Origin of the sequence: Cupriavidus pauculus, from assembly GCF_008693385.1 — a bacterium.
GTDB classification, from domain to species: Bacteria; Pseudomonadota; Gammaproteobacteria; order Burkholderiales; family Burkholderiaceae; genus Cupriavidus; species Cupriavidus pauculus_D.
This window is the reverse complement of the sequence record NZ_CP044065.1, coordinates 3,270,027-3,296,012: the sequence shown is the minus strand read 5'-3', so window position 1 is coordinate 3,296,012 and position 25,986 is coordinate 3,270,027. Positions and strand designations below refer to the sequence as shown.

At 67.5% G+C, this 25,986-nt stretch carries 20 protein-coding genes; 14 read left to right on the top strand and 6 right to left on the bottom strand.

Going from position 1 to position 25,986, the window contains the following annotated elements; genetic code table 11:
• Window positions 1-47 precede the first annotated feature (47 nt).
• The 3 genes from FOB72_RS15100 to FOB72_RS15090 all read left to right on the top strand — a co-directional run bounded on the left by FOB72_RS15100 (window position 48) and on the right by FOB72_RS15090 (window position 2,979).
• A complete protein-coding gene (locus FOB72_RS15100; RefSeq protein WP_150373359.1) occupies window positions 48-347 on the top strand; it encodes a 4a-hydroxytetrahydrobiopterin dehydratase in 300 nt (99 codons plus the stop codon).
• Between the two features lie 107 nt (window positions 348-454).
• Window positions 455-1,159, top strand: coding sequence for a response regulator transcription factor (locus tag FOB72_RS15095; protein ID WP_109582532.1), 705 nt, complete (start codon window positions 455-457; stop codon window positions 1,157-1,159).
• Between the two features lie 71 nt (window positions 1,160-1,230).
• Entirely contained in the window at window positions 1,231-2,979 is a 1,749-nt protein-coding gene (locus tag FOB72_RS15090) for a sensor histidine kinase (protein WP_150373358.1), read from the top strand.
• Window positions 2,980-2,987: 8 nt separating this feature from the next.
• Here FOB72_RS15090 and FOB72_RS15085 read toward each other — a convergent pair whose 3' ends face one another.
• Complete coding sequence (locus FOB72_RS15085; protein WP_150373357.1) at window positions 2,988-3,509, bottom strand: SET domain-containing protein; 522 nt, start codon at window positions 3,507-3,509, stop codon at window positions 2,988-2,990.
• Between the two features lie 90 nt (window positions 3,510-3,599).
• A complete protein-coding gene (locus tag FOB72_RS15080) occupies window positions 3,600-7,355 on the bottom strand; it encodes an autotransporter outer membrane beta-barrel domain-containing protein (RefSeq protein WP_150373356.1) in 3,756 nt (1,251 codons plus the stop codon).
• Between the two features lie 886 nt (window positions 7,356-8,241).
• On the opposite strand from FOB72_RS15080, the gene FOB72_RS15075 reads away from it, so the two are divergent.
• The 3 genes from FOB72_RS15075 (at window position 8,242) to FOB72_RS15065 (ending at window position 10,820) form a co-directional block, all read left to right on the top strand.
• The gene (locus tag FOB72_RS15075) at window positions 8,242-8,520 is read left to right on the top strand and encodes an HU family DNA-binding protein (protein ID WP_150373355.1); all 279 of its coding nucleotides are present in this window, start codon (window positions 8,242-8,244) and stop codon (window positions 8,518-8,520) included.
• A 240-nt stretch (window positions 8,521-8,760) separates the two neighbouring features.
• The gene (locus tag FOB72_RS15070; RefSeq protein WP_150373354.1) at window positions 8,761-9,756 is read left to right on the top strand and encodes a DUF2272 domain-containing protein; all 996 of its coding nucleotides are present in this window, start codon (window positions 8,761-8,763) and stop codon (window positions 9,754-9,756) included.
• A gap of 89 nt (window positions 9,757-9,845) precedes the next feature.
• A complete protein-coding gene (locus FOB72_RS15065; RefSeq protein WP_150373353.1) occupies window positions 9,846-10,820 on the top strand; it encodes a 2-dehydropantoate 2-reductase in 975 nt (324 codons plus the stop codon).
• A gap of 5 nt (window positions 10,821-10,825) precedes the next feature.
• On the opposite strand, the gene dinB is transcribed toward FOB72_RS15065, so the two are convergent.
• From dinB to FOB72_RS15050, 3 genes are all read right to left on the bottom strand, one after another.
• Window positions 10,826-11,983: a DNA polymerase IV gene (gene dinB, locus FOB72_RS15060; protein ID WP_150373352.1), complete on the bottom strand. Its 1,158-nt coding sequence runs from the start codon at window positions 11,981-11,983 to the stop codon at window positions 10,826-10,828.
• A gap of 90 nt (window positions 11,984-12,073) precedes the next feature.
• A complete protein-coding gene (rarD, locus tag FOB72_RS15055; RefSeq protein WP_150373351.1) occupies window positions 12,074-12,985 on the bottom strand; it encodes an EamA family transporter RarD in 912 nt (303 codons plus the stop codon).
• 84 nt (window positions 12,986-13,069) lie between these two features.
• On the bottom strand, window positions 13,070-14,212 hold the full coding sequence (locus FOB72_RS15050) for a TRAP transporter substrate-binding protein (RefSeq protein ID WP_150373350.1): 1,143 nt from the start codon (window positions 14,210-14,212) through the stop codon (window positions 13,070-13,072).
• A 325-nt stretch (window positions 14,213-14,537) separates the two neighbouring features.
• Here FOB72_RS15050 and FOB72_RS15045 point away from each other — a divergent pair, with 325 nt between their 5' ends.
• The 3 genes from FOB72_RS15045 (at window position 14,538) to FOB72_RS15035 (ending at window position 19,426) form a co-directional block, all read left to right on the top strand.
• Window positions 14,538-16,241 carry a carbohydrate porin gene (locus FOB72_RS15045; protein ID WP_150373349.1) on the top strand — a complete coding sequence of 568 codons (1,704 nt, stop codon included), beginning with the start codon at window positions 14,538-14,540 and terminating at the stop codon, window positions 16,239-16,241.
• A 121-nt stretch (window positions 16,242-16,362) separates the two neighbouring features.
• Window positions 16,363-17,574 carry an MFS transporter gene (locus FOB72_RS15040; protein ID WP_150373348.1) on the top strand — a complete coding sequence of 404 codons (1,212 nt, stop codon included), beginning with the start codon at window positions 16,363-16,365 and terminating at the stop codon, window positions 17,572-17,574.
• 106 nt (window positions 17,575-17,680) lie between these two features.
• A complete protein-coding gene (locus FOB72_RS15035) occupies window positions 17,681-19,426 on the top strand; it encodes a diguanylate cyclase (RefSeq protein WP_150373347.1) in 1,746 nt (581 codons plus the stop codon).
• A gap of 4 nt (window positions 19,427-19,430) precedes the next feature.
• On the opposite strand, the gene FOB72_RS15030 is transcribed toward FOB72_RS15035, so the two are convergent.
• Window positions 19,431-19,937: a hypothetical protein gene (locus FOB72_RS15030; RefSeq protein WP_150373346.1), complete on the bottom strand. Its 507-nt coding sequence runs from the start codon at window positions 19,935-19,937 to the stop codon at window positions 19,431-19,433.
• 303 nt (window positions 19,938-20,240) lie between these two features.
• On the opposite strand from FOB72_RS15030, the gene FOB72_RS15025 reads away from it, so the two are divergent.
• The 5 genes from FOB72_RS15025 (at window position 20,241) to FOB72_RS15005 (ending at window position 25,880) form a co-directional block, all read left to right on the top strand.
• Window positions 20,241-21,239, top strand: a complete 999-nt coding sequence (locus tag FOB72_RS15025; RefSeq protein ID WP_150373345.1) for a Bug family tripartite tricarboxylate transporter substrate binding protein — start codon at window positions 20,241-20,243, stop codon at window positions 21,237-21,239.
• 70 nt (window positions 21,240-21,309) lie between these two features.
• Complete coding sequence (locus FOB72_RS15020; RefSeq protein WP_150373344.1) at window positions 21,310-21,783, top strand: tripartite tricarboxylate transporter TctB family protein; 474 nt, start codon at window positions 21,310-21,312, stop codon at window positions 21,781-21,783.
• 10 nt (window positions 21,784-21,793) lie between these two features.
• A complete protein-coding gene (locus tag FOB72_RS15015; RefSeq protein ID WP_150373343.1) occupies window positions 21,794-23,308 on the top strand; it encodes a tripartite tricarboxylate transporter permease in 1,515 nt (504 codons plus the stop codon).
• A gap of 72 nt (window positions 23,309-23,380) precedes the next feature.
• Window positions 23,381-24,307 (top strand): patatin-like phospholipase family protein, encoded by a 927-nt coding sequence (locus FOB72_RS15010; protein WP_150373342.1) that lies wholly within the window; start codon window positions 23,381-23,383, stop codon window positions 24,305-24,307.
• A 91-nt stretch (window positions 24,308-24,398) separates the two neighbouring features.
• The gene (locus FOB72_RS15005; protein ID WP_150373341.1) at window positions 24,399-25,880 is read left to right on the top strand and encodes a dihydrolipoyl dehydrogenase family protein; all 1,482 of its coding nucleotides are present in this window, start codon (window positions 24,399-24,401) and stop codon (window positions 25,878-25,880) included.
• Window positions 25,881-25,986: the final 106 nt, after the last annotated feature.

Here is a 25,986-nt window from a genome sequence, read left to right as displayed (position 1 = left end):
CCCTTTGTGGAACAATCACCTTCTCTCCCCTATCGATCGAGCCCACCATGAATCCCCTCTCGCAAGAGGCTCGCGCGAGCCTGCTCGCCGGCCTGCCCGGCTGGACCCCCGTGGACGGCCGCGACGCCATCCAGAAATCGTTCCGCTTCGCCGACTTCAATGCGGCATTCGGCTTCATGACGCGCGTGGCGCTGCATGCGGACAAGGCGGACCATCATCCCGAATGGTTCAACGTGTACAACCGCGTGGACATCACGCTGTCCACCCACGATGCCGACGGCCTGACCCAGCGCGATATCGACCTGGCCACGTTCATCGAGAAGGCGGCGTCGGGGCTGGCGCGCTGATTTCCTCCGATTTCCTGTTAGGTCGCTGAAAGGCATGGCCCTGTACAATCGGCAACATTGCCGACTTGCATGATGGTTGGCCCGAACCAGACCCTACATACAGAGCCATGCGCATCCTGCTGATCGAGGACGACCGTCAAATCGCCAGTGGCGTGGAAGCTGGCCTGTCGCGGGCAGGCCACCAGGTCCGCGTCGTGCACGACGGTGTCTATGCCACGGACCACCTGCTGCGCGACCAGCACGACCTCGTCATCCTCGATCTCGGCCTGCCCGGCATCGACGGCATGACGCTGCTGGCACGCTACCGCGCGCGCAACCGCACCACCCCGGTGTTGATCCTGACCGCGCGCGACGAACTCGAAGACAAGCTCTCCGGCCTCAATGCCGGTGCCGACGACTACCTCGTCAAGCCGTTCGCGCTGCCAGAACTGGAAGCACGCGTGCGCGTGCTGCTGCGCCGCAGCCAGCACGGCGAGGCCGCGCCGGAACGCGACGTGCGGCTCGGCCGTCTGCGCCTGTCTGGCAACGACCGCCGCATGTTCGTCGATGGCCGGCCGCTGGAGCTGTCGCCGCGCGAGTTCGCGGTGCTCGAGCTGCTGCTGCAGCGCCAGGGCCGCGTGGTCAGCAAGGCGCAGATGCAGGATCACCTCGCGACGTTCGCGCACCCCGCCGGCGAAGGCGGCGACACGGTCGGCGACACCGCGATCGAGGTGTACGTCCACCGCGTCCGCAAGAAGCTCGAGGACAGCGATGTGGAAATCGTCACGGTGCGCGGCTTTGGCTACCTGCTGCAGATCCGCGCCGGACACTGATGCCGCGGCGCGGCGCGCCGTCATCATGAGCATCGTCCGCTTCGCCTGAGCCGCCACCGCCAACACCCATCATGTGGCCGCGCCATCAACCGCCTCCGTCCACCCCACCCTCCACGCCGGGTGCCGGGCAACGCGCGCGCGGCGGGGTGCGCGGCACGTCCAACCCAAGCCTGCGCATCCATCTGCTGCGGGCGCTGGCCACGCCGCTATTCGCGCTCGTGCTGACCAGCGGTTCGCTGTCGTACTGGCTCGCCGCGCACTACACCACGCAGGTATTCGATCGCGCGCTCTATGGCGTGGCCAACAATATCGCGCAGCAGATCCGCATTGCGGGGCCCCGGCTCGAGCAGGACATTCCGATGATCGCGCAGACGCTCGTCGAGGCCGAGGGCAGCGATCGCATCTACTGGCGCATCCATGGTCCCGACGGACTGATCGGCGGCATGGACACCTGGCTCGGCTACGGCACGGGCCAGACCTCGCTGCATGACGCGCGGCTGTTCTATGCGTGGTTCAGCGGACGACAGGTCCGCGCGGTGCGGCTGCCGGTCACGCTGCCGAGTCCCGCCAACGATGAGTACGGGACGTCCACCAATGCCGCCGCCGGCAGCGGCACGCCAGAGACCGCCGCACCGCGCGGGCCCATCGTGGTCGAAGTGGCGGAGTTGCTCGATCGCCGCGAGACGGCCGCCAACGAGATCCTGCTGTCGGTGTCGGTACCGCTGCTGCTGTTGCTGCTGCTCGGCAGCCTGATCCTGTCGCACGTGCTCAAGGAAGAACTCGTGCCGCTGCAGATCCTGACGGACAAGCTCAACCGCCAGACCGCGCGTTCGCTGGCGGCGCTCGACGAGACGCAGGTGCCGGCCGAGGTCGAGCCGCTGATTCGCGGCCTCAACGCCTTGCTGTCACGGCTGCGCGACGCCCTCGATGCGCAGCGCAAGTTCATCGCCGATGCCGCGCATCAGCTGCGCACGCCGCTCACGGCCGTCAAGCTGCATGCCGACCGCGCGATGGAGGCGGACACGCTGGACGTGGCACGCCATGCGCTGCGCGAGGTGCAGACCGCCGCGGACCGCGCGGTGCGATTGTCCAACCAGCTGCTGTCGCTTGCGCGCGCGGAGCCGGGCCTCTCGCTCGAGCGGCTCGGGCCCGTCGAGCACTTCGACCTGGCCGAGCTCGCGTTCGAGATCGGCGCCGAGTGGGTCCCGCAGGCACTGGCACGGCGCATCGATCTTGGCTTCGAGGTATTGCCGGGCCCGACGTTCACGGGCGGCGCGCCCGCGCATGTGCGCGGCAACCGCCTGCTGATGCGCGAGGCGCTCAGCAACCTGATCGACAATGCAGTGAAGTATGTGCCGGCCGGCGGGCGCATCACGGTGCGCGCCGGTGGGGAGACCATGGGCCATCGCGGCATGGCCGTGGTGATGATCGAGGACAACGGGCCGGGCATTCCGCCCGCGCGCCGCGACGAGGTGTTCAAGCGCTTCTTCCGTGGCGACGATACGCCCGGTGTCGCGCGCCAGGCGGCGCCGAGCGGCGCGGGCCTCGGCCTGGCCATCGTGCATGAAATCGTGACGCTGCATCAGGGCACGATCCGCATCGAGGATGTGCCGGCACCGGTTCAGCCGCCCGCCGCGGCGGAAGCCGATCGGGTGCATGGGCGCGAGGCGGGTGCCGATGGCGCCGGCGCCGACGTCGCCAGCGTCGTCGACACCACCGTTCAGCGACGGCCGTCGATGCGGTTCGTGATTCGCATCCCGTGCGAGCCCGCGCCCGCGCCGACGGGCGTGCCGTTATCCCACGTCACGCACCGCGCCTGACGTCCCGCTTATTTCTTGCCGCCTTTTTCCTTCGGGGCCAGCATCGTGCCGCGGCACTCGGGGCTGCCGCAACGGCACTCGAACTCTTTCTTGAGCTTCTTCGTGTATCGCGCGTCGAGCACGAGGCCGTAGTCGTAAAAGAGCTCTTCGCCCTCGGCGATATCGCGCAGCGCGTGGATAAACACGCGGCCCTTCTTCTCGCGTGCCTCGCAGTTGGGCTCGCATGCATGATTGATCCAGCGCGCGCGGTTGCCGCCGTGCTTGGCATCGATCACGCTGCCGTCGTCGAGGCTGAAATAGAACGTGTGGTTGGGATCGTCCGGATCGTGCGGATGACGCTTGAGCGCCTCCTTCCACGAAATGTGTTCACCCTTGTATTCGATGATGCGCTCGTCCTCGGCGATATGACCGATGGCATAGACACCGCGGCCATGCACACCCGACTGCCTGACCTCGATACGATCGCTCGCGGTCTTCTTCTTCCCGCCTTCCTTCTTGTCGCTCTTCTTCACCTTCGCGTTGTCCGCCATATTCCTTCCCGAATGGAGAAATGCCGGGAGTCTCCGGCGCGAACGGAATGATACCCGCGTGTCGTGACAAAGAACGCATCGCACGCGCATTCACCATGCGTAAGTCACGCCCGCGCGCACGGCGGCCTGATGGAAATCGTTCGCGCCCCAGCTGCCCGCAACATGGGCCCAGCCCGTCCATCGGCGTCCGAACGCCGCGTCGACGCCGAGCTTCACTTCGTAGCGGCTCGACGGAAACAGGCTGCCGACCGGCACCTGGTTGAACGCGACGCCGCCGTCGGTGCGGCCATGCCACCAGTTCAGCGTCAGCGAGGGTTCCAGCCTGCTGCCGGCCGATCCTGGATGCGAGGGCGACCGACGCGCGATCCGCACGCCTAGGCGCGTCACGACGCCATCGCTGCCCGTACCCTGCACGCGCGTGCCGTTGGGCTCGGTGATGTCGTCGTCGGTGACGCTCGCGTAGAGCCACTGCACCTGCGGCTGCACGATCCATCCCGCCGCCAGCGGCAGCGCATAACCCGCTTCGGCCGAGACGTTCCAGCCGCTGCCATCGTAGTGGACCGCGGGCAGCCGGTCGCCCTCCACGCGCTGGCGGAACCACCCGTGGCCGAACCAGCCATCGACGTAGGCACCGAGGCGGCTGTCGTCGTGCTGGTACCACGTGCCATACGCGCCGGCCTGCCAGCCCTCCACGCTGCCGCGCGCGTGGGCCGCGTTGCCCGCCGCGTCGGCGTGACTGGTGGTCTGGCCATAGGCGGCCATGATGCCGACGTGCAGGGCACCCCCATCGGTTGCCGCGGCGGACGACTGCGGCCAGCGTGCCAGTTCGGCGCCACCGTGGAGCAGGAAGCCGTCGGCCCTGACGTGCAGGCTGGCGTCGCTGCTGGTGCCGCCGCTCCATTGGCCCGCCGCGCGCAGCCAGGCGGGACCCCGACGGCCTTCCGTGGCCGCTGTGGTCACAGCGGCCGTTGCCATCCCGGTGGGGCGATCGTGGAGACTGTGCACGAACATCGTTCCGGCAATGCGCTGGTTCGCGAGATAGGCGCCGACCTCGGGCCGGTAGAGCGGCACGGGCACCGCCGCGGGGGCGAGCGTGCGCGAGGGGGCCGGCTCGGCCGGAGCAGGCGCTGGGCCGGGTACGGGGGCCGGCGATGGCGCAGGGGTAGGTACGGGAGTCGGCCCGGGTGCGGGTGCGGGCGTGGGTGCGGGAGTGGGTACGGGTACCGGTGTGGGCGCAGGGCTGGGTACGGGAGCTGGCGCAGGAGTGGGTACGGGGGCAGGTGCCGGCCGCGCCGAGCGCAGGTACCACTGGCCGTCCGCGGGGTCGGCCACCCCGCCCTGATAAAGCAGGTACTCGTACGCCCCGGCCACCACGCGGCCATCGAGCACGAAGGTACTCGCCGCCGAACGATCGCGGCCGCCCACGGCAATCACGCGAATGCCGTCGCCCGGCGTCACGGCGCCGGCCCCGCCGGCCGACTGCACGCTGAGGCGCGTCGGCCCTCCACTCCCAAGCGCCGTCGCATCGGCTACGAGCAGGTCGCTGCGCGAACCCGCGCCGCCGGCATCGAGCACGCTTTCCACGCGCATCGTCCCGCCATTGGCCACATACGGCCCGCCAACGACAACCAGCCGATCCTCGGCGACGCCGTTGATCATCGTCACGATGCCGCGATGGTCGAGCGAACCCGCGATCGTGAAGACCGCATCGGGTCCGCCCGCCAGCGCGGGCAGCGCATTACCGACGCCGATCAGCCCCGCATTGACGACAGGCCCCGTGACCTTGCCATAGCCTCCCAGCGCGCCGTTGGCCCCCACAGACACCGGCCCGCCGCCGGACAGCTCCGCCGCCACGTCCGGCCGGTCGCCCACCACCAGCGTTCCCGCCTCGACCGTGGTGCCACCGGTATAGCCATGCGTGCCGCGGAACACGAGCTTGCCGGTACCGGCCTGCGTCACCGTACCCGTGCCGCTGATGATCGCTGCCTGGACCACCGTATCGGCGCGCCGGTACACGAGCGCCGCGTGATTGACGATCGGCCCCGCCACACTGCCGCTGGTCCCGCCGTTGCCCATCTGCAATACGCCACCGAGAATCGTCGTGCCGCCCGTATAGGTGCTGTCGCCCGTCAGCGTCAGCGTGCCCGCGCCGGTCTTGGTGATGCCGCCCGCGCCGGTCATCGCGCTGCGCAGTTCGGTCGAGAAGCCGTTGCTGTCGAACGTGCCGCCGCCGGCGCGTACCGTGATCGGCCGGCTGATGAAACCGAAGGATCCATTGAGGTATCGCAGCGTGCCGCCATCGAAGACGATGGCGTTGCCGAGTGTGCCGAGGTTGTTCGGGCTCGAGAACGCCAGCACGCCGCCTTCGAGGATCGTGGCGCCCGTGTAGGTGTTGCTGGCGGTCAGCCGCAGTTCGCCCGCACCACGCTTCGTCAGCGTGCCGCGGCCGCTGATGACGCCACCGACGGTCAGGGCGTCGCCGCGATCGAACACGAGCGAGGCATTGTTGGCGATATTGCCGGACAGGCTGCCAAAGTTCGCGCCATTGCCCACGCGTAACGTGCCCTCGGCAATCGTCGTGCCACCGGTATGGGTCGCCGCGCGCGAGAGCTGGAGCGTCCCCGCCCCGGACTTCTGCAGCGATCCCGCGCCATTGATGCCGCTGATCAGCTCGAGCGTGGCGCCCGTCGCCACGTCAGCGGTCACCGCACCGGTCAGCACGAGGTTATGCGTGTTGGCCAGCGTCCCATTGCCCGCGAGCCTCGCACCGCCCTGCAGCTCCGTCGCGAGCGCGTCGAGCGTGAAACGCCCCGCGGTCACGGCGATTGTGCCGCCGTCCTGCACGGTAAAGCGCCGCCCACGCAGTACGGCTTCATTGCCACCGCGCATCGTGGCGCCGCTCCCTATCGCGACCAGCCCCGCCGTCGTCCCGGAAATGCCGTCGGTGCGGCCAAAGCGCACCCCGTCGGCCAGCGTGAACATGCCGCCCGTGACGATCGTATTGGCGTGGATCGCGGAATCGAACGCGCCCTGCCCCGCGTTGCCATGGAACACGACCTCGCCCGCGCCGGACTTGGTCACGGTCACCACCGCGTCGTCCGCCGAATCGATCGGATCGCGAAACACGATGCGTTGCCCCGACGCGGCCTGGAGCACCAGGTTCGCGTTCCCCGCGAAGTGGATCGCATTGGGACGCGGTGCCCCGGCGGCCGCGCGGTCCCCGTTGCCGGCGAACTCGATCGGCCCGCCCTGCGCATCGAGCACGAGCGTCCCCGCGCGGACAAACATGGCGCCACCGCGGCCGGAGGCCGTATTGCCCGTGAACATGCCGCCGCCGGGTCCGGCGACGACACGCATCGCGGTGCCCGCGATATTGCCGGCCAGCGCCACGGCGGTGCCGTCGATGCCGCGCAGTCCCGTCATCGTTACGCCGCCGAGTCTCACCTCCGACGCACGGTCGCTGCCGAAGTCGTGAAAGACGGCATCGGCAGGCGCGCCGGCCTGGGTCAGCGTGAGTCCGGACAGCGATACGACGCTGCCCGCGACGGTCGCGCCATCGTAGTAGACCGCGGCATTCCGCCCACGCGTGACCGTATGACCGTTCCCCTGAATATCGAGATTCACACGCGCTCCGGTATTGGACTGCACCGGTATTTGCCATGTGACATCGTTTTGCAACGAGAAACTGAATCGTGCGGCATTCCAGTTCGGGATACCGCCGGACGTCCCGTTCAAATAGCCCCCGAGATCCTCGCCGGCCGGTACCACGACCTGGGCCGATGCCGTGGAAGCCAGCAGGCATGCGCCAAGGCGCGGCAGCAGGCCTGCTGTCGTGCGCGTATTCATCAATACCCTCCCGACGATAATGATCAAGGGCGTGAAGGGTATTAAATACGAAAATCCATTTCACACGCCATCGTAATGCGCGCCAATATCAGCCGAAAATAGATATCAAGTTTTCAGATATTTACGATGCACTTAACGCGTGACGGGGGCGACGCGGGCCGTTCTGTGGATAACCCCGCCTCTGACGGTGGATAAGCCTGCGTTTACGGTGTGGGTTTGCTGGGGCTGAGTTGGGGACGTATACGGAACAAGTCGGAGGTATACGTCGGGGGTCCTCATGCAAAAGGCTGAGTCATCCCCACGCGCCAACATGTCGTCCCTGTGGTTTCTGTATACCTAACCCGCTGATTCGATTGACGTATACGTGGTTATCCACAGAAAAGGGGGTCGTTTACCTATCACTACTATCTGTATACATGAAAGAAAGATGTAAACCCGAAAGCATGGGCATCGCCCGGGTATCCCAGACCCGATGGGAAAACCGAACCCAGTGCTGCGCACCGGGTGAGCGGCCGGGTGGGCCGTATACGCCTACGACAGCCACGACGGCCCCCCGATGGGTCCCAGACACGTCCAGAGGCGCTCAGGAGCCCCCAGGGCGCGTATACGGCGCAGGCACGCCCCAGCACACGTCCTGGACGCACTGAGGGCGCTCAGGCGCGTATACCGCCTTCCTGATCGCTCCACGGTCCACCAAAACCGCCCCCAAACGTATGGCAAACCGGACCGCTCCAGAAGGGCCGGATACCAATCCGTACATTCTCGTCCCGGTGCGCCTTGCCCGACACGGTATGATGTTGCCCGCGGCGTCTTTGCCGAGGCGGGTTCCAGCCGGATCCGCCGGGGCGGGACGTCTGTGTTTTTTCAACTCGATACGGAGTGAAGCATGACGAAAACCGAACTGATCGACGCAATCGCAGCTGGCGTGGACGGTCTGACCAAGGCCAAGGCCGAGCAGGCACTGAACGTAACCCTGAACGCCATCATGGAAGCCGTGGCCAAGGGCGATACGCTGAGCCTGATTGGCTTTGGCACGTTCAGCCAGGGCGAGCGCGCCGAGCGCATGGCCCGCAACCCGCGTACCGGCGAGGAAATCAAGGTCGAAGCAGCAAAGACCGTGAAGTTCAAGGCTGGCCAGAAGTTCAAGGACGCCGTCAATCAGTGATCGCGGCTGGGCGGCTGATGCATGCCCATTCGCTTGACCCCGCCATGCCGCCACCGGATGCCTATCCGGCGCGGGTGTGCGCCAGGCGGGGAACGTTATCCACAGTGGTGGCCCGTGCGTCGCACGTGGACTACCGCACAGGCGGCAGCAGAGCTTCGGTGGCTGCCAACAATCGCCAGAAAACGGCGCTCGGACAAGGCCAGCACACGCCTCGCCGGGGCCGCGCCAGAAGTGCCTCCCATGCTCCCGCGCCGTCCCGCAGCGACATTTCCACAGCGTTATTCACAGCGCTTTCCACATCGCCTTCCACAGCTTTCTCCACAGGCTGGGCGGTCCCGCCTGAGGGGGATGTTGCAGGGGCTGGCGGTCGCCGCCGCCGTGGCGGTGCTGGGCGGCTGCGCCACCGAAATCAAGCCCGCGCGCCCGCAGGCCGCGCCGCTGCCTGATACCGAACGCGTGCGTACCGCGCCGGGCGCGACGCAGCGCGAGCGGATCGTCGAGATCGCGCGGCAGGAGTGGCAGCGCTGGGGCGGACAGGTGGTGCGCATCGGCCGCGACGACACCGCATGCGTGACGCACAGTCCGCTGCCCCCTCCCGTGCTGCCCTCGGCGGATGCCGGCGGCGATCGCGCCGAAGGCGCCGATACCGCATCGGCCGATACGGAGTCCGATACCTCGGGCGACGCCAGCTGTCTCCGGTTTCCCGACGGCACCGGCATGGAGGCCACGCCGCAGGGCTGCGCGATGGCGCAGCGTTACTGGCATATCGTGGGCCGGTCGCCGGACTGCCAGCAGATCACGCAGGGCGCGTGGGCCTGGTCTGCCGTGTTTATCTCGTGGGTCATGCGCAAGGCGGGGCTCGACGAACGCCAGTTCCTGACCGGCCAGTCGCATTCGATGTACGTGGTGGACGCGCGCGACGGCATCCTCCCCGCGCCGGCGTTCCATATCGAGCCCGTCCCCGCCCTGCCCCGCCCCGGCGACATCGTCTGCGCCGCGCGCGGCCGCGACAAATACCTCGAGAATCCCGCGGAAATCGGTTTCGGCACGACGCCCATGCATTGCGATATCGTGGTCGAGGTCGATCCCGCGAAGCGCGAGGTGCGGGCAATCGGCGGCAACGTGCAGCAGTCGGTATCGATGGACGTGATCGAACTCGGCGATTCGGGCAAGCTCGATGCCTTCACGAACTCGCATATGCCGTGGCTGCTGATCATGCGCAACGACCTGCAGTAACACGGCATTCTCGGGAGTAATCGACGTGTCGCGACGATCGATGAATCGATTACTCCCATGAATAATCATTCGTTTCGGGGGAACCCTCCATGGCTTCAATCTGCATCGTCGGCGCCGGCGCCGTAGGCGGTTTCATTGCGGCGCGTGTCGCACGCGCGGGACACACGGTCAACGTGCTCGCGCGCGGGAAAACGCTGGAAGCGCTGCAGGCGCACGGCATCACGGTGATCGACCGCGACGGGCGCGCCTCGTTTCCCGTGAACGCGGAAGCGGACCCCGCGCGCCTTGGCGTGCAGGACATCGTGATCCTCGCGGTCAAGGCGCCGGCGCTCGCGGAGCTGGCCGAGCGGCTCGCGCCGCTGATCGGACCCGAGACGATCATCGTGCCGGCGATGAACGGCGTGCCCTGGTGGTTCTTCGAGCGGCCGGGGCCGCTATCGGGGCTGCGGCTGCAGACCGTCGATCCCGACGGCCGCATCGGCCGTGCGCTGCCGGTACGGCAGGTGATCGGGGGCGTCGTGCACCTGTCCGCCTCGAGCCCCGAACCCGGCGTGGTGCAGCATGCATTCGGCCAGAAGCTGATTCTCGGCGTGCCGGCCGGTGGTCCCGATCCGCGTGTCGATCGCGTTGCGGACCTGTTGGCGCAGAGCGGGCTCGACATCGAGCGCAGCGAATCGATCCAGCGCGACGTCTGGTTCAAGCTCTGGGGCAATATGACGATGAACCCGGTTTCCGTGCTGACCGGCGCGACCTGCGACCGCATTCTCGACGATCCGCTCGTCAGTCGCTTCTGCCTCGACGTGATGGCCGAGGCGGGGCAGATCGGCGCGGCGATCGGCTGTCCCATCGCGCAGAGCGGCGAGGACCGGATGCAGGTCACGCGCAAGCTGGGCGCGTTCAAGACGTCGATGCTGCAGGATGCCGAGGCCGGGCGCGGGCTCGAGATCGATGCACTGGTCGCGTCGGTGCGGGAAATCGGCGGTCATGTCGATATTCGTACGCCGAATCTGGATGCGCTGCTCGGCCTTGTGCGTATGCATGCGCAGACACACGGGCTGGTCTGACCCGGTCAGTCTTCGGCCGAGAACGGCAGCTCTTCCTGCACCGGCTGATGTCCGGCCGCGCTGGCCGGCAGCAGCGCGCTGACGCGCACGCCGAGCAACCGGATGCGGCGGTCCAGCGCGATGCGCTTCAGGCATTCGGTCGCGCCGCGCCGGATGGCCGCCCCATCGGACGTATGCGCGGTCAGCGTGAGATCGCGCGTGACGGTCCGGAAATCGTCGAAGCGCAGCTTGATGCCGACCGTGCGGCCCACATAGCCCTTGCGGCGCAGATCTTCGCCCACGCGCAGGCACAGTTTCGTGAACGCTTCCGATAACGCCGGACGATCGTGTTTCGGGTGCAGGTCACGCTCGAACGTCGTTTCGCGGCTCATCGACTTGGGTTCGGACCGCACGACCACCAGCCTCTCGTCGTGACCCTGCGCCACGCGCGCCAGCCATTCCGCATAGTTGAGACCGAAGTGGGTCTGCAGCAGGCTCGGGTCCGCGTGCGCGACATCGCCGACGGTATGAATCCCCAGTGCGCTGAGCCGGTCCGCGGCCTTGGGTCCGATACCGTTGACCTTGCGCGCGGCCAGCGGCCAGATGCGCGTGGGTACATCCTCGGCCGTGAGAATCGTGAGGCCGTCGGGTTTGTCGAGTTCGGAACCGATCTTGGCCAGCAGCTTGTTCGGCGCGACGCAGATCGAACAGGTGAGGCCCGTGGCGGCATGGACGGCATGCTTGATCCGCGCCGCCACGTCGCGCACCTCCCCAGGTATATTCGTCAGATCGATATAGATCTCGTCGATACCCCTGTCTTCGATTTCTTGTGTGAATGTGCGGACGGCGGCCTTGAAGCGGCCCGAGTAGTGCCGGTAGGCGTCGAAGTCGGTCGGCAGCAGGATCGCGTCGGGCGCGAGGCGCGCGGCCTTCATCATGCCCATGGCCGAGAAGACCCCGAGCGCGCGCGCTTCGTAGGTGGAGGTGGTGACCACGCCGCGCCCCACGTAGTCGCGCAGCCGCGCATAGCGGCGCGAGCCATCGGGCAGGTCCTGCGGCTCGGCATCGCGGCCGCCGCCGATCACGACGGCCTGGCCGCGCAGTTCGGGATAGCGCAGCAGTTCGACGGACGCGTAGAACGCGTCCATATCGAGGTGGGCGATGCGCCGGTTGCCGAGGGTCATGACGAAATCAATCGAATACTGTATGTCCGTACAGTGCCGTGCGCGATGATATCGCCGGGATCTATCGATTGGCAACCGGTCCGCGCGGCGTCATTCCTTTTGTCGATACTCCCCGTCGATGGCAGCCGCCAGCGGGGTCCGCCGCGCGGCCCAGAAGCTTTCCGCCGCGTAGATGGCCAGCGAGATCCAGATCAGCGCATAGCCGAGCTGCTTTTGCGCCGGAAACGGTTCGTGCCAGAGCCAGATGCCGAGCAAAAGCTGCAGGGTCGGCCCCGTGTATTGCAGCAGGCCGAGCAGCGAGAGCGGAATGCGGCGCGCGCCGGCCGCGAAGAACAGCAGCGGGACGGCCGTGACCGGTCCCGCCATCAGCAGCAGGAATTGCGTACCCAGTGCTGCGCTCCGCGTGGTGTCCTGTCCGGTCATGATCAGGTAGCCGAGCGCGATGGCCGCGACGGGGAACAGGATCAGCGTCTCCAGCGACAGGCCCTCGAGCGCGCCCAGCGCGCCGGTCTTGCGCAGCAGGCCGTACCCGCCGAAGGTGCCCGCGAGCGCCAGCGCGATCCATGGCAGCTGGCCCGCGCTCAGCGTCAGCCACAGCACGCCCGAGGCGGCCACGGCGATCGACAGCCACTGGCCGGGCCGCAGGCGCTCGTGCAGGAACACCACGCCCAGCAGCACGCTGAACAGCGGATTGATGAAGTATCCGAGGCTTGCATCGACGACCCGGTTCGCCGAGACGGCCCAGATATAGATGAACCAGTTGCCGCACAGGAGCGCCGCGCTCGCGGCAAATCCCAGGATCAGGCGCGGATTCGTCGCCACCTGCCGCAGCCAGCCGAAATGCCGGCGCCAGAGCAGGATCGCGCCGAGGAACACGAGCGACCACACCATGCGGTGCAGCAGGATCTCGAGCGGCGCCACGCCGTGGACGGATTTGATATAGAGGGGCAGGAGGCCCCAGATGATGTACGCGAGCAGCGCGTAGAGGATACCGAGTTGCATGGGGAGGACAGGGTCTGTGCGGCCTAGATTGTCGCCCAGAAACGGTGCAGGGCGTGCACCGTCCGACCATCCTCCCCGTGGGCGTTACAGCTTGTGGGTGAAGCTGAACTGCGCGAACGCCTGCTCGGCGACGTTGAACCACTGGGCCTCGTTGTTGCGGAACACGCGCCAGTCGTCGTAGATCTTCTTGAACGACGGGTTCTTCGCGGTCTCGTCCGCATAGGCGGCCTGGGTGGCCTTGAAGCAGGCCTCGAGGATTTCGCGCGAGAACGGACGCAGCTTCACGCCGTTTTCGAGCAGACGCGCGAGCGCCTGCGGGTTCACGGTGTCGTACTTGGCCTGCATCGACGTGTGCGCCTCGATGGTCGCGGTCTCGAGCGCGGCCTTGTACAGCTTGGGCAGCTTCTCGTATTCGGGCGACGACACGTAGAACGACAGTTGCGCGCTGCCTTCCCACCAGCCCGGGTAGTAGTAGTAAGGCGCCACCTTGTAGAAGCCGAGCTTTTCGTCGTCATACGGGCCCACCCACTCTGCCGCGTCGATCGTGCCCTTTTCCAGCGCCGGGTAGATATCGCCGCCGGCGATCTGCTGCGGCACCACGCCCAGGCGCGCGAGCACCACGCCCGCGAAGCCGGCCACGCGGTACTTCAGGCCCTGCAGGTCGGCCACCGACTTGATTTCCTTGCGGAACCAGCCGCCCATCTGGGCGCAGGTGTTGCCGCCCATGAAGTTGACGATGTTGTATTCCTTGAAGAACTCGCGCATCAGCTTCATGCCGTTGCCCTGCATCATCCACGCGGTCTGCTGGCGCGCGGTCAGGCCGAACGGGATGGTCGTGTCGAAGCAAAGCGTCGGGTTCTTGCCGAAGTAGTAGTAGCCGGCCGTGTGGCCGATCTGCACGGTCTGGTTCTGCACGGCGTCCAGCACCTGCAGGCCCGGCACGATTTCACCGGCCGCGAAGACCTTGATGTTGAACTTGCCGTCCGTCAGTTCCTTCACGCGCGCGGACAGCGTTTCGGCGCCGCCGTAGATCGTGTCCAGCGACTTCGGGAAGCTCGATGCCAGGCGCCATTCCACGGCGGGATTGCTGCCGACCACGGCCGGTGCGGCCGGACCGCTCGCCGCGGCTGCCGGTGCCGCGGCCTTTTCTTCCTTGCCGCATGCGGCAAGACCTGCCCCTGTGGCGGCTACTGCACCCGCCTTCAAAAGGAAGGAACGACGTTCCATCAGATATCTCCTCGTTATAGATCTGTATTGACTGTCCGATGCACGAGACATCCAACGCACGTGACGGGCAGGGCCTGCCGATTATAGCGGTGGCTTTTTGGGCACGGAGCCCTGCATCGATGGGGGTTTTCGCTTACATCGGACACCCGCGCGCGGGCGCCAGCGCACCGTTTCCGGGAAGTTGTCGCATACAAACGGCCGAGGGTTTCGTATCGTGAGAAGGTAGGCGGCCGACGGATTTTGTAACCCGGCTTGCGGTCCAACCGGGCGCCTGTTAAAAACTGAGCCCCGCCTCGAAGTTCGTCGCGCGGCCCCCATCGATTTCATGCAGCTTCCGGCACGTTTTCCCTCTCGTTTGCGTATCAATCGCCTCACATCCGCGCTGTTGGCGGCGTGGAGCGTCGGTGCGTGCGCGCAGGTCGGGCCGGACGTTGCGCGGCCGCCGCAGCTCGCCACGACGACGGTGCCGTCCACGGTCACGGCTTCGGCCACAACGACCGCCGCGGCCCCGCAGCCGGTGGCGTCCGCGGCACCGTTGCCATCGGGCAACGAGGACGTTGCCGCCGCGGATCCGCTCGGTGCGCTGATCGGCGCACAGGAGGGACAGCCTTCGGCGGCGCCCTCCGCGACCTCCCCGGCGGAGGCCGCCGCGGGCGTACCCGGTGCTGCGCCCCTGGCATCGAATCCGGACTTTATCGGCCCGCCCGACGAGCTCGCGCCGCCGCCGCCCCCACCCCCGCCGCTCGTGCTGTTTCCGAACCGGCTCGGGGAGTTTCCCGCGCATCCGGACAGCGCCGCCGCCGGGACGACGGTTGCCGAGGGCGAGGCCGGGGCCACGCCTTCGGACAAGCCGCCCGTGCTGCGTTCGCAACTGCCCGCCGACGATCCGGCCGGCGATTCGGTGTGGCGCCTCGGCTACAGCGGCCGCGTGGCGGCCGTGGACCAGCCACGCAACGCACGCGCCTGCGCCGGTGGCGGCACGCCCTCCACAGGACTCAATGGCGGCCTCGCGTGCAGCAGCACCGGCGAAGTGAAGGTACAGGAGTCGCTCGTCGATCTCGACGGCGGCACGCAGGTGCAACTGGTCGCGCAGGCAAAGGGCACCGATGCGACCTCGGTTAACGGGCGTCCCACGGCCGTGGATCCGTATGCGTTGCTGCCGCAGGTCTATACGTCGGTCAGCGGGTTCTCGCGCGGCGGCCTGCGGGTGCTCGACGATGCCAGCGTGTGGGCCGGCCGCCGCGACACGAATCCGTTCCTGATGTCCTCGGGACTGCTGCCGCCGAGCTCGCCGTCGATGCGCTTCGGCGTGGACAACGCGAAGGTCGGCGACTTCGGCCTCAACTATCAGTACACGGCGCGCAGCGACTTCAACGGCGCCAGCCTGCCGAGCTATCACACGGTCCGCACGGCGCCGATCGGCACCAACGACAAGGGCGCGGTGCAGGTGGGCTTCACGCGCGTGGAGCCGCTCTCCGCGATGGAGAACACGGGCAGCGCGTGGTGGGCTTCGGCCATGCACGAGCAGAAGGGCGTGCTCTATGGCATCAACCGCTTCGGCGTGCAGTATGGCCAGGGCTCGCGCACGGCCATGACGGGCTATACCGGCATGGGCAACGATCTGTCGCGCGTGCGGCTGGCCGAGTCCATGGAATGGAAGAGCACGTCGGGCATCGGCGGCTCGGTGGAATCGAGCCTGCAGCTCGATCGGTCCGCGGTCGGCACGCTCCAGTGGGCCGCCACGCGCGTGCGGCCGACGTATGTGGCCAGCGACCAGTTCAAACTCATGTTCGAGGTCGCGCACGACCAGATCTCGTCCGGGTTCGGCGTAGGCGGCCAGCGTACCGCGCTGACCGTTGCGCCGACGCTCACGCTGGGCAAGTCCGCGGGCAACGCGAACCTGCGCGCGTTCTACACGTATAGCCGCGCGAATGACGTGGACGGCATCACGTTCGCCGCGCCGGCCGAAGCGTGGGCCTCGCAGGCCAGCGGCTCGATCTTCGGCGTGCAGCTCAACCGCCGCTGGTAATTCCCTCGCCAGCCAGATTTTCGTTCCGCGCGTAAAATCGCGGGTCCAAGTGCATTCTCCTTGCGGCCGTTCCGATGCGCGACGACCAGATCGCCACGGCAGTCTCTCCGCAACCTCGCCGATGACCACCGTCACACCCGCTTCCGCCACTGCGCACCCTGCGCAGCCGGCCTGGATCACGCCGCTGCTCGCCGTTGCAGTCGGCATGATCGTGGCCAATCTCTATTACCCGCAGCCGCTCGTCGGCCCCATCGCGCACGCGCTCGCGCTGCCGCCCGGGACGGCCGGCCTCATCGTCACGCTGATCCAGATCGGCTATTGCGCCGGCCTGCTGCTGCTCGTGCCGCTCGGCGATATCGTCGAGAACCGGCGGCTGATCGTCACCCTCATCGTCGGCAATGCGGTGGCCCTCGTCGCGGCGGCCTTCGCCACGCATGCGGGCGTGTTCCTGCTGGCGGGCGCCGCCATCGGGCTGTGCTCGGTCGCGGCGCAGGTGCTCGTGCCATTCGCCGCGCATCTCGCGCCCGACCATGCGCGCGGACGCGCGGTGGGCAACGTCACGAGCGGCCTGCTCATGGGCATCATGCTTGCGCGGCCGGTCTCGAGCCTGTTCGCGGATTTTTTCGGCTGGCACACGATCTTCGCGGTGTCGGCCGTCGCGATGGTGCTGCTGGCCATCGTGCTCTCGCGCAAGCTGCCGCGTCGTCAGCCGCCACCGTCGGCCGGCTATGTGCCGACGCTCGCGTCGATGTGGGCGCTCGTGCGGACGCAGCCCGTGCTGCGCCGTCGCGCGCTGTACCAGGCCAGCCTGTTCGGCGTGTTCAGCCTGTTCTGGACCACCGCGCCGCTCTACCTTGCCGGGCCCGCGTTCCACATGTCGCAGAAGGGCATTGCGATCTTCGCGCTCGTGGGCGTGGCCGGCGCGATCGTCGCGCCGATGGCGGGCCGATATGCGGACCGGGGACATAGCCGGCAGATGACCGCGCTCGCGCTCGCGATCGGCGCGGGGTCGTTCCTGCTGAGCCGCATCGGCGCCGAGGGCTCGCTGCTGTCGCTGCTTTCGCTGACGGTGGCCGCGGTGCTGCTCGACTTCGGCGTGTCGTCGAACCTCGTCATCAGCCAGCGCGCGATCTTCGCGCTGAGCCCCGCGCATCGCAGCCGTCTGAACGGCCTTTTCATGGCGATCTTCTTCATTGGCGGCGCCATCGGCTCCTGGGCCGGCGCATGGGCCTTTGCCCATGGCGGATGGCCGCTCGCAAGCTGGATCGGCTTCGTGCCCCCGCTGCTCGCCCTGCTCTACTCCCGCACCGACCGCGCGCGTGTCCTACACTGAGCCGACGGGCACGCGCTGACCGGCCATCGCGGGCAGCGCCCACAACGCCGATGCCCACGGCGCTGAGGACGTCTGGTTCCGGACGTCCGCATCGGGAGTCCGCTCGATGGTCTGGCGCAAACTTCTGCCGCGGCCTCGCTGGCTGCCGCGCGCGGCAATCATGTACCCGCAGCGCGTCGTCGTGGTCTGCTTTGCCATCGTGATGCTGCTGACACTCGTCATCGGCGCGCGCGAAGTGTGGAAGCTCCATGACCGCGTGATAGAGGAGCGCCAGCACAGCCTCGCGCTGCGCGCGCTCGGCGTGGGGACGGTATTCACCAACGAGCGGCAGCGGCTCGCGTACCTGCGCGACTACGCGGTGGCATCGTATGCACGGCGCACCGTGCCGCAAGACGCATCCGACGCCGATATCGAGGCCGCTTACGCCGCGCGCAACGACGACACGTGGATGCTGCCGGCGGGTCCGGACAACGCGCCCGTCATCGGCGTGGGCGCGCAGCGGCTGGCCGGACTGTCCGGGTTTGCGCGCCGCGACGAGGCGCTGCGCGACGACCTGCGCGTGGCGCGCGGGTTGAGTCAGATGCTGGGCCTGCTCGTGCGCGCCGACAAACTCCATCTCAACGTGCTGTTTATCTCGCGCAACGGGTTGTTCGTGGTCTATCCGGAACAGGATCGCGAACTGGCGCCCACGCTCGTGCGTCGCTTCGATGCCATGCCCTACTACCGCGACCTCCTGCCCGGTCGCGACACCGGCGACACCAGTGACGAGGGCCGCTGGATCGCCAACTACACGCAGTTCGGCGATGGCCAGCTGATCAGTACGCTGAGCATCCCGATTCGTACCGAGGGGCAGTTTCGCGGCGTGATCGCCGTGGACGTCGCGCAGACGCGCCTGCAGGCGATGCTCAACGAAGGCAATGCGCCCGACGAGATCGTCTACCTGATGAGCCGCGACGGCAGGCTCGTGTCCGCGTCGCAGGGCGCCGTCGCAAGCGGTCAGCAATGGCCCGCGGGGCCGCCCGGCGACTGGACGAACGTACCGCCCGCGCGGCTGTTCGAGCATCGTGCGGGGACGTTGCGCCAGGGCGCCTACACGCTCCTGTACCAGCAGACCGCGAATGGCAACTGGGTGCTGTTCGAAGCGATGTCGCCGAGGCGGTTGTTCGATGCGGCCGTCGCGCGCATGAGTCCGATCCTTGTCGTGGTATGGCTGCTGCTGCCATTGCTGATGTGGGTCACGCTGTTCGTGGTGACGCATGTGTTCGACCACTACCTCGCGCTCGGCGAGAAGCTGCAGGAACTGGCCGAGTACGATCCGCTGACGGGCCTCGCCAACCGGCGGCATTTCAAGCTGCTGTTCGATCAGGAGACCGAACGGGGGCTGCGGCATGCACGGCCGCTCGCGCTGATGATGGTCGATATCGACTTCTTCAAGCGCGTCAACGACAAGTGGGGGCACGCGAGCGGCGATCGCGTGCTTGCGGGCATGGCGACGCGGATGCGCGAGGCGCTGCGGACGATCGATGTGCCCGCGCGGCTCGGCGGCGAGGAGTTCGCGGTATTGCTGCCCGGCGCCACGCTCGAGGAAGCCGTGCGCGTGGCGGAACGCCTGCGCACGGCCATCGCCGGCTTTGCCGTGACGCCCGCGCCCGATGCGCCGGCCGTTGCCCGCGCCGAAGGCGATGGCAACATCCATTTCACGATTTCGATCGGTGTGGTGGAGGCTGGCGCGCGGGACGGCACCACGCTGGACGTGCTGCTCGCAAATGCCGACCGGCGACTCTACGCGGCCAAGGCAGGCGGCCGCAACCGCACCGTCAGCACGGACGAGGCGATGGCGGCGCAGGCGTGACGACTCAGCGCAGCAGGAAGGCGATGTCGTCGACGGTGATCACCGAAACGGGAATGCCCTTGCGCCGCTGGAACAGGATGTGCTGCTGCACGCGGCTACGCTGGTCGGCGAACAGTGCGGGCTCGATGACGGCGCCGGTGCGCGCGTAATGCTGGACCAGCAGCTTGTATGCGCGATGGCGGATCTGCAGCGTTTCGGATTCGGCGCGCAGGCGCTGCCATTCGGCGGGACTCAGGTCGAGCGTCTGGTTGAGCTCGTCGACGGTGCGCGAATGCAGATCGCGATAGAGATCGCGTTCCGCTTCGGCGCGATGCAGTTCTTCGCGCAGCGCCATGATCTTGCGCTGCAGCTTGAGCGTCTGCCCGACTGTCTGATGCATCCCCTTGGCGGCCTCGATCGCCTGACTCGCGGCGGCCACCGTGCTCTTCCAGATGCCGCGGTCCCCGTCCGCGCTTCCCGCCGCATCGAGCTCCGGCGGCCAGCCGTCCGCGGCCCTGATCGTTGTATCCATGCTTGACCCCTAATGACATCCGTGATGGCCACCCGCTTTGTTCTGCGCTGCGGATGTTCCTGGAAACTGTAACCAAGTGTTGCAGTCACGGAGCAATCCTAGTGACTTGTTTAACGGTAGCCAAGTCAAAGATGTTTAGATCTGCCTTGCCCGCGCGTCCTGTGGCATTCATGGCAAGACAAAGCAGACAACCGCAGGTAAACCCCGAGCGGATTGCAAGCAAATTGACAGGTGTTTGACAGTTAGCCCCTCCTAGAATCGGGCCATTCGAATCGCCTCATCAAAAATACACAGGAGACCGCGATGGACAAGTCGCTGCATCACCGTCATTCCCGCCATCCCTCGTTCAAGCGCATCGCGCATGTCGCGCTGGCCTCCGCCACGTTCGCGATGGCCGTCGCCGCGTCTCCGGCCTTCGCACTCGATACCGTCAAGGTGATGATCGGCGCCAACCCTGGCGGCGGCTACGACCAGACGGGCCGTTCGCTCGGCGCCGCGATGATCGCGGCGGGCGTGGCCAAGGGCGCGTCCTACGACAACAAGGGCGGTGCCGGCGGCACCATCGGCCTCACCCAGTTCGTGAACAGCGACAAGGGCAACCCGAACGCGCTCGTAGTGACGGGCGCGGTGATGGTCGGCGCGATCGAGACGAGCCATCCGCCGGTCACGCTGAAGAACGCCACGCCCGTCGCGCGCCTCTTCGCGGACACGATGGTGCTGACCGTCGCGGCCAATTCGCCCATCAAGACGCTCAAGGACCTAACCACGCAGCTCAAGGCCAATCCGGGCAGCGTCAGCTGGGGCGGCGGCTCGAAAGGTTCGATCGACCACATCCTCGCGGGCCTGATCGCCAAGGACATCGGCGTGGATCCGAAGAAGATCAACTACGTGCCGTTCGCGGGCGGCGGCGAAGCCTCGGCCTCGATTCTCGGCGGCCACGTGACCGTCGGTATCGCGGGCGTGTCCGAGTTCCTGCCGTTCATCAAGACCGGCAAGATGCGCGCGCTGGCCGTGACCTCGAAGGATCGCACCGCCGAGCTGCCCACGCTCAAGGAGCAAGGCGTGAACGTGGAGATCTACAACTGGCGCGGCGTGTATGGCGCGCCCGGCATCACCGCCGATCAACGCAAGGCGCTGATCGACGCCGTGGTGAAGGCCACCGAGAACAACGTGTGGAAGGAAGCGCTGCAGAAGAACGACTGGACGCCGTTCCTGCTGACCGGCGACGAGTTCGGCAAGTTCGTCGATGCCGAGTCCACGCGCCTTGGCACCACGCTGCGCGAACTGGGCGTCGCCAAGTAATCGAGCTCCCGTCGTACGAGCCCGGGCCCGCGCTGCCCGGGCTGTCTTCGTTGTCCCGCAGGAACCTCACATGAAACCCTCCCACGTCGTCATCGGCATTGCCGTGCTGGCCGTCTCGGTGTTCTTCTTCGCCGGCATTCCCGGTATCTCGGGCGAGGAAGGCTACGCCGGCCTCTCGCCGCGCTTCGTGCCCACGCTGGTCGGCATCGGCCTGGCCGTCTGCGGCGTGTTGCTGACCTGGCAGGGCGTGCGCGGCGGCTTTCGCAATATGCCGGAAGAAGACGCCGAGCTGCCCGCGGCACCGCATAACTTCAAGGGCTTTCTGTGGGTCTCGGCCGGCCTCGTGCTCAACATGGCGCTGATCGGCACGCTCGGTTTCGTGCTTGCGTCGACGCTGCTGATGGTCTGCGTCGCGCGCGGCTACGGCAGCCGCCGGATCGCCCGCGATGCGCTCATCGGCCTGCTGATCACGCTGCCCATGTGGGCGCTGTTCGACTTCCTGCTCGGCATCAACCTGCCGCTGCTGCCCGTGGCCGGCTTCTGAGGACCCTGACATGGACACACTCAACCAGTTGATGCACGGCTTTGCCGTCGCCATCACGCCCATCAACCTGCTGTGGGCGCTCGTCGGCTGTTTTCTCGGTACCGCCATCGGCGTGCTGCCCGGCATCGGCCCCGCCCTGACGGTGGCGATGCTGCTGCCGCTGACCGCCAAGGTGGAACCCACCGCCGCGCTGATCATGTTCGCGGGCATCTACTACGGCGCGATGTACGGCGGCTCCACCACGTCCATCCTGATGAACACGCCGGGCGAGTCCTCGACGATGGTCACGGCGATGGAAGGCAACCTCATGGCCAAGAACGGCCGCGCGGGCCCGGCGCTGGCCACGGCCGCCATCGGTTCGTTCGTGGCCGGCACGATCGCCACGGTGCTGCTGTCGATGTTCGCGCCCGTGGCGGCGGACGTCGCGCTGCAGTTCGGTCCGGGCGAGTACTTCATGATCATGCTGCTCGCGTTCACGACGGTATCGGCCGTGCTCGGCTCGTCGCTGCTGCGTGGCATGACGAGCCTGTTCCTCGGCCTCGGCATCGGCCTTATCGGCATGGACTCGCTGTCGGGCCAGACGCGCTACTCGATGAACATCCAGGAGCTGTACGACGGCGTGGATATCGTCGTGGTGGCCGTGGGCCTGTTCGCGGTGGGCGAGGCGCTGTTCAACGCGTTCTTCCCGCAGCCCGATGGTTCGTTCAACAAGCTGAGCTCCATCCACATGAACAAGTCCGACTGGCGCCGTTCGGTGCCGGCCTGGCTGCGCGGCACGCTGATCGGATTTCCGTTCGGCCTGATTCCGGCCGGTGGCGCGGAGATTCCGACGTTCCTGTCGTACGCGACCGAGAAGAAGCTGTCGAACCACAAGGAAGAGTTCGGCAAGGTCGGCGCCATCGAAGGCGTGGCGGGTCCGGAGGCAGCCAACAACGCGGCCGTGACGGCCACGCTCGCCCCGCTGCTCACGCTCGGCATTCCGACCTCGAATACCACGGCGATCCTGCTCGCGGCATTCCAGAACTACAACCTGCAGCCCGGTCCGATGCTGTTCCAGACCTCGGGCGATCTCGTGTGGGGCCTGCTCGCGTCGCTGTATATCGGCAACGTGATGCTGCTCGTGCTGAACCTGCCGGCCATCGGCCTGTGGGTGCGCATGCTGCGCGTGCCCACGCCGCTGCTGTACGGCGGCATCCTGATCTTCGCGGGCCTTGGCGCCTATGGCATTCGCCAGTCGTGGTTCGACCTGCTGCTGCTGTTCGTCATCGGCCTGCTCGGCATGGCGATGCGCCGCTTCGACTTCCCCACGGCGCCGGTCATCGTGGGCCTGATCCTCGGACCGATCGCGGAGAAGCAGCTGCGCAACGCGCTGTCGATCGGCCAGGGCGACTGGAGCCTGTTCGTGAAGCAGCCGATCTCGGCGACGATCCTCGCGATGACCGTCGCGGTGGTGGTCATCCCCCGTTTGCTGCGCTGGCACGCCAACCGTTCGTCGGCACGCGCGGAGGCCGACAACGCCGCCTGATACCGGCGGACGGATTCGTTCCCGGAGACTCCGGTATGATGGCGCAAGCCCGGTTCCCGACGAGGAAGCGCCATGACACCGACCGCCGCAACCCGTGGCGTCTTTGACCAGATCGTTTTTGCCGGCGGCGGCAACCGCTGCTGGTGGCAGGCCGGATGGTGGGACGTCGTGGCGCCCGAACTCCGGCTCGCGCCACGCGTGATCGCCGGCATTTCCGCCGGCGCCGCCACCGCGTGCATGGTCTACACGCACGACTCGCACCAGACCATGGCGTACTACCGCCGCGTGCTGGCCGGCAATCGCCGCAATGCCTACTGGGGGAACCTGCTGGGCCGCGAGCGTGTCTTTCCTCATTACGGCATCTATCGCGGCGCACTGCTGTCCCTGCTCGGCGAGGACCGTTTCGCGCGGCTGCGCGATGCGCCCGAGATCCGCATCGGCGTCGCGCATATTCCGCGCTGGAGCGGACCGCGCCTTGCCGTGGCTGCGGGCCTGCTGGCGTACAACCTCGACAAGCACGTCTTCAGGACGCTGCATCCGCGGCTCGGCCGCAAGCTCGGCTTTCATCCCGAATTCGTGCGCGCGCAGGATTGCGCGTCGCCGGAGGCGCTGGCCGATCTGCTGCTGCAGTCGGCCTGCACGCCGCCCTTCACCCCCGTGCTGCGGCGCGAGGGACGCGCGGTGCTCGACGGCGGCCTCGTGGACAACGTACCCGTCGATGCGCTCGATGCCACGCCGGGGAACGTGCTGGTCCTCGTGACGCGCCTGTATCCGCGTCCGCGCCGTTTTGTTGTGGACCACGCGGTCGACCATGCGGTGGATCACCGCACGCAGCGCCGCCTGTATCTGCAGCCCTCGCAACGCGTGCCGATCTCGAGCTGGGACTACACGCGCCCCGATGCGATGGGCGATGCGTATGACCTCGGTCGTCGCGATGGGGAAACTTTTCTGCGCGAATGGCCGTCGATTGTTGAGCAGGAACTGTTGCCGGTGTCGTGACACCGGTGTCGCCATGTTTTTCTGAGCGGCCCGTCGCGCGTGTCCTGGATGACCCGCGCGCCAGAACGGCCGCACGACAAGGGAGATATGCATGCCCAAGCGCCAGTCATCCGCCGCATCGAACGAGGCCGCGGCGGTCGCAGCACCCGTGAAGGAAAAACGCCGCGCGCGCGAGGTCGGCGCCGAGACGCCGATCGAGAACGTCCCCCGCCGCACGCGTGCGCGCCGTCCCGCCAAGCCGCGCGAAGTGGACTTCGTGGTGATCGGCGGCGGTTCCGGCGGCGTGGCCGCGGCACGCCGCGCGGCGGCGCTGGGCGTGCGCACGGTGCTCGTGGAACGCGATGCGATTGGCGGCACCTGCGTGCATCGCGGCTGCGTGCCCAAGAAGATGCTGTCGTATGGCGCGGGCTGGGCGTCGATTCTGGCGACGGGGCTGGCGAACACCGGTGGCAAGGAGGACTGGCGCGATGCCATCGTGCGCGTGAATGCGGAGGTCGCGCGGCTGACCGCGACGTTCTCGCAGCGGCTGCACGAATCGGGCGTGGAGATCCTGCACGGCGATGCCGAACTGTCGGCACCGGGCGAGATCCGCATCGGTAACGAGACCCTTCGCGCGCGCAAGATCCTGCTGTCCACGGGCGCGCACCCCCGTGCGCTCGCGGTGCCCGGCGGCGAGCTCGTCAGCACATCGGACGATATCTTCACGTGGCAGTCGCTGCCCGGATCGCTGGTGGTGATCGGGGGCGGTTATATCGCGGTGGAGCAGGCGTCGATCCTGTCGCGCTACGGCGTGAAGGTGGACCTGCTCGTGCGCGAGGACCGCCTGCTGCAGCGGTTCGATGCGGACATCTCGCGCGCGCTCGCGGAGGCGCTCGCGAACAAGGGCGTGCGCGTGCACCTGAACACCGAAGTCACGCTCGTCTCGCAGGCCAATGGCGCGTACGAGGTTTGCTATACGCAGCAGGGGCGCAAGCAGAGCGTGCGCGCGCAGGCCGTGCTCGCGGCGATCGGCCGCGATCCCAATGTCGAGGGGCTCGGACTCGAAGCCGTTGGCGTGGCGCTCGGCGAGGAACGCGGCATCGTCGTGGACAAGCAGTTCCGCACGTCGGTACGCGGCGTGTATGCGGTCGGCGATTGCACGGAGGGATTGCAGCTGACGCCGGTCGCCGTATCGCAGGCGCGATGGCTGGCTGACCGGCTGTTCGGCAAGCGTGGCGATATGGTGGACTTCGATGTCGTGCCCACGGCGGTATTCAGCGAGCCGGCAATCGGCGCGGTGGGGCTGACGGAGGCGGAGGCGATCGAGGCGGCGGGCAAGCCCGAACGCATCCGCACGGAGATCCGGCGCTTTGTCTCGCTCGAGAATCGCTTCGCGGGCGTGTCGCGGCAATCGGTTTTCAAGCTCGTATTGAACGCGCGCAGCGGCCGTGTGCTGGGCGCGCATCTGATGGACAACGCGGCGCCGGAGATCATCCAGGTGTTTGCGCTGGCGATGCGGCTTGGCGTCAAGGCGTCGCATCTGAAGACGACGCTGCCGCTGCATCCGACCGTGGCGGAGGAGTTGTTCGGCTGACGTTGTTTGGCTGACGTTCGGCAGCGCTTCGCCTGAACGTGGGGGGCATCGCGGGCGCCGATGGCAATGTCGGCAACATGGGCACATCGCGCGTCGCCGATCTGCC

Excerpts from the sequence above, each read along its gene's own strand:
- FOB72_RS15045 (WP_150373349.1), top strand. The coding sequence starts at position 14,538 with ATGCAGCTTCCGGCACGTTTTCCCTCTCGTTTGCGTATCAATCGCCTC.
- FOB72_RS15010 (WP_150373342.1), top strand. The coding sequence starts at position 23,381 with ATGACACCGACCGCCGCAACCCGTGGCGTCTTTGACCAGATCGTTTTT.
- FOB72_RS15095 (WP_109582532.1), top strand. The coding sequence starts at position 455 with ATGCGCATCCTGCTGATCGAGGACGACCGTCAAATCGCCAGTGGCGTG.
- FOB72_RS15015 (WP_150373343.1), top strand. The coding sequence starts at position 21,794 with ATGGACACACTCAACCAGTTGATGCACGGCTTTGCCGTCGCCATCACG.
- dinB (WP_150373352.1), bottom strand. The coding sequence starts at position 11,983 with ATGACCCTCGGCAACCGGCGCATCGCCCACCTCGATATGGACGCGTTC.
- FOB72_RS15025 (WP_150373345.1), top strand. The coding sequence starts at position 20,241 with ATGGACAAGTCGCTGCATCACCGTCATTCCCGCCATCCCTCGTTCAAG.
- FOB72_RS15065 (WP_150373353.1), top strand. The coding sequence starts at position 9,846 with ATGGCTTCAATCTGCATCGTCGGCGCCGGCGCCGTAGGCGGTTTCATT.
- rarD (WP_150373351.1), bottom strand. The coding sequence starts at position 12,985 with ATGCAACTCGGTATCCTCTACGCGCTGCTCGCGTACATCATCTGGGGC.
- FOB72_RS15020 (WP_150373344.1), top strand. The coding sequence starts at position 21,310 with ATGAAACCCTCCCACGTCGTCATCGGCATTGCCGTGCTGGCCGTCTCG.
- FOB72_RS15080 (WP_150373356.1), bottom strand. The coding sequence starts at position 7,355 with ATGAATACGCGCACGACAGCAGGCCTGCTGCCGCGCCTTGGCGCATGC.
- FOB72_RS15005 (WP_150373341.1), top strand. The coding sequence starts at position 24,399 with ATGCCCAAGCGCCAGTCATCCGCCGCATCGAACGAGGCCGCGGCGGTC.
- FOB72_RS15070 (WP_150373354.1), top strand. The coding sequence starts at position 8,761 with ATGCTCCCGCGCCGTCCCGCAGCGACATTTCCACAGCGTTATTCACAG.
- FOB72_RS15075 (WP_150373355.1), top strand. The coding sequence starts at position 8,242 with ATGACGAAAACCGAACTGATCGACGCAATCGCAGCTGGCGTGGACGGT.
- FOB72_RS15085 (WP_150373357.1), bottom strand. The coding sequence starts at position 3,509 with ATGGCGGACAACGCGAAGGTGAAGAAGAGCGACAAGAAGGAAGGCGGG.
- FOB72_RS15040 (WP_150373348.1), top strand. The coding sequence starts at position 16,363 with ATGACCACCGTCACACCCGCTTCCGCCACTGCGCACCCTGCGCAGCCG.
- FOB72_RS15050 (WP_150373350.1), bottom strand. The coding sequence starts at position 14,212 with ATGGAACGTCGTTCCTTCCTTTTGAAGGCGGGTGCAGTAGCCGCCACA.
- FOB72_RS15035 (WP_150373347.1), top strand. The coding sequence starts at position 17,681 with ATGGTCTGGCGCAAACTTCTGCCGCGGCCTCGCTGGCTGCCGCGCGCG.
- FOB72_RS15090 (WP_150373358.1), top strand. The coding sequence starts at position 1,231 with ATGTGGCCGCGCCATCAACCGCCTCCGTCCACCCCACCCTCCACGCCG.
- FOB72_RS15100 (WP_150373359.1), top strand. The coding sequence starts at position 48 with ATGAATCCCCTCTCGCAAGAGGCTCGCGCGAGCCTGCTCGCCGGCCTG.
- FOB72_RS15030 (WP_150373346.1), bottom strand. The coding sequence starts at position 19,937 with ATGGATACAACGATCAGGGCCGCGGACGGCTGGCCGCCGGAGCTCGAT.